General features: G+C 70.6%; 8 protein-coding genes. 5 read left to right on the top strand and 3 right to left on the bottom strand.

The features are described from left to right. Positions 1-41: 41 nt before the first annotated feature. Positions 42-683, bottom strand: a complete 642-nt coding sequence (locus ACFSKW_RS47005; RefSeq protein WP_379581126.1) for a M15 family metallopeptidase — start codon at positions 681-683, stop codon at positions 42-44. 12 nt (positions 684-695) lie between these two features. Next, positions 696-1,856: an ROK family transcriptional regulator gene (locus ACFSKW_RS47000; protein WP_379581125.1), complete on the bottom strand. Its 1,161-nt coding sequence runs from the start codon at positions 1,854-1,856 to the stop codon at positions 696-698. A 166-nt stretch (positions 1,857-2,022) separates the two neighbouring features. Here ACFSKW_RS47000 and ACFSKW_RS46995 point away from each other — a divergent pair, with 166 nt between their 5' ends. The 4 genes from ACFSKW_RS46995 to ACFSKW_RS46980 all read left to right on the top strand — a co-directional run bounded on the left by ACFSKW_RS46995 (position 2,023) and on the right by ACFSKW_RS46980 (position 6,886). Further along, a complete protein-coding gene (locus ACFSKW_RS46995) occupies positions 2,023-3,357 on the top strand; it encodes an extracellular solute-binding protein (RefSeq protein ID WP_379581124.1) in 1,335 nt (444 codons plus the stop codon). A gap of 2 nt (positions 3,358-3,359) precedes the next feature. Next, on the top strand, positions 3,360-4,376 hold the full coding sequence (locus tag ACFSKW_RS46990) for a carbohydrate ABC transporter permease (protein WP_379581123.1): 1,017 nt from the start codon (positions 3,360-3,362) through the stop codon (positions 4,374-4,376). Beyond that, positions 4,373-5,224 (top strand): carbohydrate ABC transporter permease, encoded by an 852-nt coding sequence (locus ACFSKW_RS46985; protein WP_379581122.1) that lies wholly within the window; start codon positions 4,373-4,375, stop codon positions 5,222-5,224. The genes ACFSKW_RS46990 and ACFSKW_RS46985 overlap by 4 nt, the downstream gene beginning before the upstream one ends. A gap of 231 nt (positions 5,225-5,455) precedes the next feature. After that, positions 5,456-6,886 (top strand): glycoside hydrolase family 3 protein, encoded by a 1,431-nt coding sequence (locus tag ACFSKW_RS46980; protein WP_379581121.1) that lies wholly within the window; start codon positions 5,456-5,458, stop codon positions 6,884-6,886. Here ACFSKW_RS46980 and ACFSKW_RS46975 read toward each other — a convergent pair whose 3' ends face one another. Continuing rightward, the gene (locus ACFSKW_RS46975; protein WP_379581120.1) at positions 6,887-8,047 is read right to left on the bottom strand and encodes an ROK family transcriptional regulator; all 1,161 of its coding nucleotides are present in this window, start codon (positions 8,045-8,047) and stop codon (positions 6,887-6,889) included. A 52-nt stretch (positions 8,048-8,099) separates the two neighbouring features. Between ACFSKW_RS46975 and ACFSKW_RS46970 the strand changes: the two genes are divergently transcribed. After that, entirely contained in the window at positions 8,100-9,929 is a 1,830-nt protein-coding gene (locus ACFSKW_RS46970) for an endonuclease/exonuclease/phosphatase family protein (RefSeq protein WP_379581119.1), read from the top strand. Positions 9,930-9,934: the final 5 nt, after the last annotated feature.

Here is a 9,934-nt window from a genome sequence, read left to right as displayed (position 1 = left end):
GAAGGAACCCCGGCCCGCGGGCCGGGGTTCGGACGGCGCGATCAGCTCAGGTCCGTCGGACCGTAGAGGGCGTGTGGAGCCCCGGTCGACATCGCCCAGTACCGGTCGCCGTACGACCAGTGCCACCACTCGGTCGGGTAGTTCACCAGCCCGACCTCCTCCAGCGCCGCCGTCAGGATCTCCCTGTGCCCGCGGGCCCGCGGCGAGATGTTGGCGGCCCCCGTGTAGCAGGCCCCTTCGCTCTGCTCGGGGTTGTCGTTGACCGCCGTCCCCATGTCGTACTCCTCCCCGTCGGGCGAGCACAACGTCAGGTCCACCGCCGCTCCCGCCGTGTGCGGGGCGACGGACACCGGCGAGACGTAGCGGCTGGCCGCGGCGTAGGCCTCCTCCGCCGACATGGCGGGGAAGTCGGCGACCAACTGGTCGCGGTACTCCTCGAAGTACCGGCGCTGCGTCGCGATCGGCCGGTACCCCTCGACGATCAGCAGCTCGAACCCCGAGGGCAGCGACGCCTTCTCCAGCCTGGCGAGCAACCCCGCGCGCAGGTGCGCGTAGGCACCGTCCGCGTCCGCCAGACGCGAGTCGACCCTCAGCCTCCCCCGCACGTCCTCGAGCGGCTCGCCGCACTCCTGCACGGGAATGGTCGCCACCCGGGGATCGGAGATCAACACGATGTCACGCATAGTCGAAAATTCTCACACAGTGTCAGAGAAGACCTGCTCTCGGGCCTGCTCCAGCGCGGCGACCAGGGCTCCGCGCAGCACCGGGTTGCCGGCCACCGCCGTCGCCGCGACGCGCGGCTGGCTCGGGCACACCTTGGCCACGGCCTGCTCCACCCGTTCGGCCAGCGCCTGCCCGCCCGCCCTGCCGAGGTCGCCGCTCAGGACGATGAGCCCGGGGTCGAGGACCACGGCGACGGCGGCGACCCCGACGGCCAGCCGCGCCGCGACCTCCTTCAGGTAGGCGTCGTTGCCCTGCGCGCTCGCCGTGCGCACCTGGTCGGCGACGCTCATGCCTGCGATGCCGTACGTCTCGGCGAGGCCTTCCAGCGCCTCCTTGCCGACCAGCCGCTGGAACGAGCCCGACTGCGGGTGGGAGACGTCGACGGGCAGCGGCTCGCCTGGCACGGGCAGCCAGCCGATCTCGCCCGCGCCGCCGGTGATGCCCCTGTGCAGCCGCCCGCCGAGCATGACGCCGAGTCCTTGCCCGACGCCGGCCCAGATGACCGCGAAGTCGTCGTGCCCGGCCGCGATGCCGTACCTGTGCTCGGCCAGGGCGACGAGGTTGACGTCGTTCTCGATGGTGACGGAGGCGCCGAGCCGTTCGCGCAGGCTGGCCAGCACGCCGACGTGCCAGGACGGCAGGTCGTAGGAGAAGCGCACGTCGCCGGTGCGCGGGTCGACGACCCCCCTGGTGCCGATGACGAAGGCGCGCAGCCGGGAGAGGCCGATCATGGCCGAGTCGCAGGCCCGCTGGACGGCGTCGTGGACGGTTCGGACCGGGTCGCGGCCGTCGGAGGGATCGACTGTGACCTCGACCACGACTTTACCTGTGATGTCGGCCACACCCACCGTGATGCTCTCGGGCAGCACCTCGAGGCCGGCGACGTACGCGCTGGAGGGAACGACGGTGTAGAGGGCGGCGTGCGGACCCCTGCCTCCCGCACGTTGCCCCGCCACCTCGACCAGGCCTCTCTCCTCCAGGCGGGACAACAGCTGACCTGCGGTCACCTTGGAGAGCCCGGTGCGTTCCCCCAGCTCGGCACGGGTAAGCGGCCCTTCGGACAGAAGGAGCTCCAGTGCCGTGCGGTCGTTCAATCTGCGCAACAACTGCGGGGTTCCCGGGTTCCGCGCCATGGGCGGCCCCTCCTCTCGTCACGATCCGCTAACGCCCGTTTTTTTTAAGAAAGTTTCTTGTTAGTTTAGCAGCAGTCAACCGAGGCCGGCGATCAAGGCTTCGGTGATCTCTACGGCATCGAATGAGCGCAACCCCCGACGCGTTAGCCGGGAAGGGAGAACCCTAGTGAAGATCGCGAAGATCACGGCCGCTACGGCGACCACCGCCGCACTCGCACTGGGCCTGGCAGCCTGTGGCTCGAGCGAGCCCGCACAGACCGCCGCGCCCGCCGCTTCCGGCTCCGCCGCCGCCTCCGAGGCCGGGCCCAAGTACGCGGGCAAGACCCTCAGCGTCTGGCGCCTTGGCGACAGCAACCCCGCCGCCGCCAAGTACATGGAAGAGCTGAACGCCGAGTTCAAGAAGCAGACCGGCGCCGACGTGAAGCTCGAGTGGATCCCGTGGCCGACGGTGAACGACAAGTTCGCCGCCGCCGCCACCGGCACGGGCGGCCCCGATGTCACCGAGATCGGCAACGACCAGGTGCCGCTGTGGCAGAGCCAGGACGCCCTGACCCCGGTGACCGACATCGCGCAGGCGGGCGACCAGGCGGCCATCCCGAAGAACCTGTTCGGCCTCGAGACCATCGACAACGAGGTCTACGGCGTGCCGTGGGGCGCGGGCGCGCGTGCGGTCCTCTACCGCGCCGACTGGTTCAAGGAGCTCAAGATCGAGGTTCCCAAGTCCTGGGACGAGCTCGTGACCGCGGCCAAGAAGATCCAGAAGGAGAAGGGCGCGGACGTCGACGGCTTCGCCTTCAACGGCGGCTCCGACGCCAACCACCTGCTCGGCGCGTTCGCCTGGTCCGAGGGCGGCGAGTACGCCGTCAAGGAGGGCGACAAGTGGGTCGGCAAGCTGACCGACCCGGCCTTCGCCAAGGGGTTCGAGACCTACACCGGCCTGGTGAAGGACGGCCTGTCCGGTAAGTCCCGCCTCACCCAGAACACGGTGGACATCCGCAAGCGCTTCGCCAACGACAAGGTCGGCATGTACCTGACCGCCGGTTGGGACCTGCCCGGCATCGAAGAGGACAGCAAGGGCAAGCTGAAGGGCGACAAGCTCGCCTTCTTCCCGCTGCCTGCCAAGACGGGCGGCGAGGCCCCCTCGTTCTTCGGCGGCAACGACATCGCGCTCTGGGGCAGCACGCAGCAGGCTGACCTGGGCAAGGAGTACATCAAGCTGGCCACCAGCAAGACCTGGGCGGACCGGTACGCCAAGGAGGGCGGCCTGCTGCCGATCTACCCCGACACGCTGGCCGCGCTGAACGAGGACCCGGCCCAGGGCCCGTTCGCCCGCGCGTTCGCCAAGGCCAAGGCCTTCCCCGCCGACCCGAACTGGACCGAGGCCAACGAGACCAAGGCCGTGCTCCAGAACGCGGCCAGGGCGGTCATCGAGGGCAAGAAGGACGCCACGACGGCCCTCGGTGACGCCAACAAGGAACTCGAAGAGATCCTGAACCAGTAGTAATGACGAACACGTCTACGATCGCCCGGGGCGGGGGGAACACCCCCGCCCCGGGGCGGCGCCGCAAGAGCTCCGCCCGCCCCACCCGGGCCAGCGGGCTCCCCGCATGGGCGGTCCCGTACGTCCTGCTCGTGCCCGGACTGCTGGTGATCGCTGGACTCCTGCTCTACCCCATGGTCCAGCTGACCGTCATGGCCTTCCAGAAGGTCGGACTGGCCCAGGTCAGAGGCACCAGGCCGGCGGAGTGGGTCGGCTGGGACAACTTCCAGAGAGTCCTCGACAACGAGATCTTCTGGTCGGCGCTCCGCAACACGGTCATCTTCGCGGTCGTGGCGGTGAGCCTCACCCTGATCGTGGGAACCGCCGTCGGGGTGCTGCTGAACAAGCTGGGCAAGAAGATGTCGCTGTTCGTCGTCATCGGCTGCATGTTCGCCTGGGCCGTGCCGCCCGTCGCGCAGGGCGTGATCTGGCGCTGGCTGTTCGACGCGGACGCGGGCATCATCAACTGGGCACTGAACCTGCTGCCCGACGGCCTGTCCAGCCTCCTGTTCGGCAGGGCCGACTGGACGGGCGAGCCGTGGCTGAACGACGCGTTCACCCTCTATGTGGTGCTGGTCTTCTGCGTGGTGTGGGCCGGCTTCCCGTTCATCGCGGTCTCGGTGCTCGCCGGCCTGAAGGGCATTCCCGCCGAGCTCTACGAGGCGGCCAAGGTGGACGGCTCGGGCCCGTGGCGGACATTCAGGAAGATCACCCTGCCGCTGTTGAAGCCGGTTTTCGCCGTCCTGACGATCCTGTCGATCATCTGGGACTTCAAGGTCTTCAGCCAGCTCTACGTGCTGATGAACGGCCCGACCAACCGTGAGGCGTTCAACCTGTCGATGTACTCGGTGGCGGAGGCGTTCAAGCCGCCGCAGAAGCTCGGCAGCGGCGCCGCCATCTCCGTGATCCTGACGATCATCCTGCTGATCATCACGGTGGTGTACGTCCGGCAAATCGTGAAGCAGGAGGAAATGTCATGACTCCGATCGCCCGTAAGAGGCTCGGCAAGATCCTCCTCAACGGGGCAGGGGTCCTGGTCTTCCTCTACGCGACCTTCCCCGTCTACTGGATGGTCTCGACCGGCTTCAAGGCCAACGACCAGATCTTCACCACGGACTTCATCCTCTTCCCCACGCACTTCACCTTCGACCACTTCGCGCGGGTGCTCACCGAGGGCGTGGCCAACAACTCGATCTGGCTCTACATGCGCAACAGCGCGATCGTCGCGCTCGGCACGGTGCTGATCGGCTCGACGTTCGCGCTGCTGTCGGCCACGGCCATCGCGAGGTTCAGGTTCAGGGGCCGCGCGCCGTTCCTCATCGTGCTGCTGATCGTGCAGATGCTCCCCTCCGAGGGCCTGCTGATCCCGCTGTACATGATGGTCAAGCGCGTCGGCCTCGGCGACCAGCTCCTCGGCCTGATCGTCACGCAGGTGGCCCTCACCCTGCCCTTCGGCATCTGGATGCTGCGGACCTTCGTGGCCGCGGTGCCCAAGACCCTCGAAGAGGCGGCGTGGATCGACGGCGCGAGCCGGTTCACGACCTTCTGGAAGGTCCTGTTCCCCCTGGTCGCGCCCGGCCTGGTGGCGACGAGCATCTTCTCGTTCATCACCGCGTGGAACGACCTGGTCTTCGCGCTCTACCTGATGTCGGGCTCCGAGGGCTACACCATGCCCGTCGCCCTCCAGTTCTTCTTCGGACAGAAGGGCGTCGACTGGGGCGCGATCATGGCCGGGTCGACGCTGATGACGATCCCCGTCGTCATCTTCTTCCTTCTGGTACAGCGCCGCATGGTCTCCGGCCTGGTGGCCGGCGCCGTGAAGGGCTGACCGACACACCCAAGGTGCTCGTACGGCTGTCGCACACCCTCCGCGGCGGCCGTACCTGACCCTGCCCACCAGCAGGGGGTACGGCTCGCGCCCCGGACAGCGGGCGTGCGGGCCGTACCGACTCCCCTGCCCACAGACCACCGCACACTCGCCCCCGCGGGCCCGGTTTCCCTCCACAACGAGATGGGCCGGCCGCAGAGGGGTACGACCGCCACAAAGGGGAGTTTTCAGATGAGCCAGAGTGATCGGGGGCTGCGCCGTCTCGCGGCCGGCACACTGCTCGTCGCCTTCAGGGGCACGACCGCCCCGGACTGGGTCCTTCGCGAGCTGGAGGCCGGCCTGGGCGGCGTCACGCTCTTCGGCTTCAACGTGGCCGACCCCGCCCAGCTGAGCGACCTCACCACGACGTTGAAGGGCGCGGGCGAGCCCGTCATCTCGCTGGACGAGGAGGGCGGCGACGTCACCCGCCTGGCCTACCACGTGGGCAGCCCCTACCCGGGCAACGCCGCTCTCGGCGCCGTGGACGACGTGGAACTGACCCACCGCGTCTACCAGGCGATCGGTTCGGAGCTGGCCGCCTGCGGCGTGAACCTCGACATGGCGCCGGACGCCGACGTCAACACGGCCGACGACAACCCGGTGATCGGCACCCGCTCGTTCGGCAACGACACCGCGCTGGTCGCCAGGCACACCGTCGCCGCCGTCCGCGGCCTGCAGTCGGTGAACGTCGCCGCCTGCGTCAAGCACTTCCCCGGCCACGGCGCCACGAGGGTCGACTCCCACCTGGCCGTTCCGGTCGTCGACGTCTCGCTGGACGTCCTGCGCGAGCGCGAGCTCGTGCCCTTCCACGCCGCGATCAAGGCGGGCGCGAAGTCGGTCATGACCGCGCACGTCGCGGTCCCCGTGATCACCGGGGACCAGCCCGCGACCCTGTCGGCCGCGGCGCTGACCGAGCTCCTCAGGGGTGAGCTCGGCTACGAGGGCGTCGTCATCACCGACGCGCTCGACATGCACGCGATCACCGAGAGCGTGGGCCTGGCCGGCGGCGCGGTACGGACCCTGGCGGCGGGCTCCGATCTGCTGTGCCTCGGCCCCGTGCCGACCTACGACGACGTCCGGCAGATCATCGCGGAGATCGTCGCCGCGGTGGACGACGGACGCGTCCCGCTGTCGCGGCTGGAGGAGGCCGCCGCCCGCGTGGCCGGGCTGCGCGCCTGGTTCGGCTCGGACACGGCCACCGCCGTCGAGAAGGGCATCGGCCTGGACGCCGCCCGCAGGGCGGTCAGCGTCACCGGCTCGACCAACCCGCTGCGCGACCCGCTGGTGATCGAGATCGACACCCCGCCCACCATCGCGGTCGGCGACGTGCCGTGGGGCCTCGACCTGCCCAGGGCGGAGACGGTACGGCTCAAGCCCGCCGACGCCGATCCCGACACCCTGCTGCGCAGGGCCCACGGCCGCTCGCTCGTCGTGGTGGTGAAGGACGCCCACCGCTACACCGACAGCAGGGACCTGGTGACCGCGCTGGTGAGCGCCCGCCCGGACGCCACCGTGATCGAGATGGGCCTGCCGATCTGGCGGCCCGACAGCGCCGCCTACATCGCGACGTACGGCGCGGCGAGGGCGAACGCGCAGGCTGCCGTCGAGCTGCTGACCGCCTGATCAGGACGCGAAGATCTCCTCGCGGGCCTGGTCGAGGGCCGCGAGGACGGCGCCGCGGAGCACGGGGTTGTCCTCCACGGAGCTGGTGACGACCTCGGGCCTGATCGGGCAGATCCTGGCCACGGCCTCCTCCACCCGCGTGGTGAGCGCCGAGCCGCCCGCCTTCCCTACGTCTCCGCCGAGCACGACGAGCCCGGGGTCGAGCACCACGCACACCGACGCCACGCCGAGCGCGAGCCGGTGGGCGATCTCGTCGAGCAGCGGCGCGCCCGGCTCGCCTGCGGCGACCGCCTCGGCGACGCCGTCGAAGCCGTAACTCTGGGCGAGCTCCTGCACCGCGACCGCGCTGACGAGCGACTGCAGACCGCCGGCCAGGGACGGCAGCCTCCCCGGAACGGCCCTGATGTCCTCGGCGAGCGGCACGCCTGGCACAGGCAGGTAGCCGATCTCGCCCGCGCTGCCCGACCTGCCCCTGTGGAGCTTGCCGCCGAGCATCACCGCGAGGCCGAGGCCGCGGCCCGCCCACAGCAGCACGAAGTCGTCGACGCCCTTGGCCGCGCCCGTGGCGCGCTCGGCCAGAGCGGCGAGATTGACGTCGTTCTCGATCGTGACCTCGCGCTTGAGGTCGCCCGCCAGCGCCTCGTGGATACCTTCGTGCCAGCCCGGCAGGTCGAAGGAGAAGCGCACGTCGCCGCTGCGCGGGTCGACCACGCCCGGCGTGCCGATCACGACGCCGCGCAGCTTGGCCAGGCTGACCTTGCCGCTGCGGCAGGCCTTGACCACGGCGCTGTGGACGACGGAGACGGGGTCGTCGCTGCCGTTGGGCGCGACCGTGACCTCGGCGATCGTGCGGCCGTGGATGTCGGCGATCGCGGTGGAGACGAACTCGGGCCCGACGTCGAGGCCCGCGACGTAGGCGCTGGAGGCGACCACGGAGTAGAGGGCCGCGTTGGGACCGCGCCCTCCCGCCTGCTCGCCGACCACCTCGACCAGGCCACGCTCCTCCAGCCTCGCGAGAGTCTGGGAGGCGGTCACCTTCGACAGGCCGGTGTGATCGCCGATCTGGCCGCGGGTCATGGGCCCTGTCGCGAGCAGCAACTCCAATGCGGCCCGGTCGTTGATCTCCCTCAGCAACCTGGGCACACCAGGACGTCGCTCCACGTTCAAAGCTTAGCCCCCTTGTCTGACGGCTCGCATGACGTGAGGATGGCTCATGGTCCTGCTCGCCTTAGGCCTCGCGCTCCTGTGTGAGGTGCTGCGCGTCTTCCTCCCTTCGCTGATCACCCTGTTCGGCCGCGCGGGCGAGACGCCCGCCGAGCTCATGGGCCTGTACGCCGCCGCCTGGTTCGTCCTGCCGTGCCTTGCTCCGCTGCTGCGGCCCCGCTGGTCGCTGCTCGGCGGCGCGGCCGTCCTGGTGGCGGCCCGGCTGGGCCTGCAGGCCTTCGACGGCGGCACGCCGCAGCTCGCGCTCGCCTCGGCCGGCGTCAGCGCGGGCCTGTTCTTCCTGTACGGCTGCGCCCGCACGCTGCCCCGCGCCGCCGTCCCCACCGGCATCGCGGCAGGCCTGGCGCTCGCGATCACCGTCCATCTGCTGCTCGACGACGTGGACCTGGTCTGGCGTGACGGCCTTCTCGCATGGTCGGCCGTCCTCACGCTGTGCGCCGCCTTCCTCGCCCTGGTACGGCAGGCGCCCCCGCCGTCCGGCGACCTCGCGCCGGGCACCGCCTGGTTCCTGCTCGGCCCCTCGCTGCTGCTCGTCGGCATGAGCGCCGGCCTGTCCACGGCCGCGTGGCACGACCGGCCGCTGTGGCTGGCCGCCTTCGCCCTCGGCCTCGCGCTCATGCTGTGGCCTCCTGCCTTCCCCTGGTCGGTGTTCGTCTACGCGGCCCTGCTGTGCGGCGGCACCACCGTGATGCTCACCACCGGCCAGGGCGCGCTCGTTCCCGTGGGCGTCGGCGGCCTGCTCGCGGCGGCGGTCCGCCATGAACGCGCGGCAACGCGTCCCGGCGCGGGGCTGCTCGGCGGCGGGCTGGTGTTCCTGGTGGGCGTGTTCGGCTACTACGCGGCCTACGACATGGACCTCGGCTTCCCCAACTCCGTCGTGGTGGTCCTCGTCGCGCTGGCGGCGGCCGCCGCGGCAGGGGCGGGAGCGACGGTGAAGGAGCCCGTGAGCCTCTCGTGGCGTCCGCTCGTGGCGGCGGTCGTGATCGCGGGGCTCGCTCTCGCGCCGTGGTGGCGGGTCTCGCCTCCCGTACGGGAGAAGCGGGACGCCTCGTTCACGCTCGTCGCCTACAACATCAGGATGGGCTTCGGGCTGGACGGGCGGCTGTCGCTGGACGAGATCGCCGCGTGGGCGGCGGGCGAGCGACCGGACGTGGTGCTGCTCAGCGAGGTCGACAGGGGCTGGCTGCTCAACGGGGGGCACGACGACCTCGACAGGATCGCGCGCGGCCTGGGCATGCGGGCCTACTTCGCGCCCGCGGCCGACCGGGTGTGGGGCGACGCGCTGCTGACGAACCTGCCGGTGAAGCAGCTGGCCTCGCACCCGCTCGGCAGGCACGGCTACCCGACGCTCGCCCAGGCGCAGGCGGCCGTGATCGAGGTGGGCGGCAGGGAGGTCGGCATCGTCAACACCCATCTGCAGTCGCCTCCCGGGCAGGCTCCCGAGGTGGCGGCGCTGGTGCGGAACCTGGCCTCGGGACTGAGCGCCGGCGAGGCGGGGCCGAATGCCGCGGGCCCCATGAGCACGGGAGGCGACGCGAAGGCCGGAGCGCGGCGGCCCGTCGTCCTGGCAGGCGACCTCAACACCAGGCCGGGCGACCCCGAGATGCGCGTGCTGGAGTCGGCTGGACTGTCCGATCCGCTGGCCGCGCTGGGTGATCCCGCCACCTCACCCGCCGAAGCGCCCGTCGACAGGATCGACCACGTGCTGCTCACCGCGGGATTGGCGGCGGAATCGGCCGAGGTACCGCGCCTGCCGTACTCGGATCATCTGCCCGTGAAGGTGACCATGCGCATAACCAGTGTTGACCAGGAGGGATAATCGAC

Origin of the sequence: Nonomuraea mangrovi (assembly GCF_042681425.1) — a bacterium.
GTDB lineage: Bacteria > Actinomycetota > Actinomycetes > Streptosporangiales > Streptosporangiaceae > Nonomuraea > Nonomuraea mangrovi.
Note: the sequence above shows the minus strand (reverse complement) of the source record. Positions and strands in the feature narration are given on the sequence as shown.

Bases quoted from the DNA above. Each gene is read 5' to 3' on its own strand.
- ACFSKW_RS46990 (WP_379581123.1), top strand. From the start codon at position 3,360: ATGACGAACACGTCTACGATCGCCCGGGGCGGGGGGAACACCCCCGCC.
- ACFSKW_RS47000 (WP_379581125.1), bottom strand. From the start codon at position 1,856: ATGGCGCGGAACCCGGGAACCCCGCAGTTGTTGCGCAGATTGAACGAC.
- ACFSKW_RS46980 (WP_379581121.1), top strand. From the start codon at position 5,456: ATGAGCCAGAGTGATCGGGGGCTGCGCCGTCTCGCGGCCGGCACACTG.
- ACFSKW_RS47005 (WP_379581126.1), bottom strand. From the start codon at position 683: ATGCGTGACATCGTGTTGATCTCCGATCCCCGGGTGGCGACCATTCCC.
- ACFSKW_RS46970 (WP_379581119.1), top strand. From the start codon at position 8,100: ATGGTCCTGCTCGCCTTAGGCCTCGCGCTCCTGTGTGAGGTGCTGCGC.
- ACFSKW_RS46985 (WP_379581122.1), top strand. From the start codon at position 4,373: ATGACTCCGATCGCCCGTAAGAGGCTCGGCAAGATCCTCCTCAACGGG.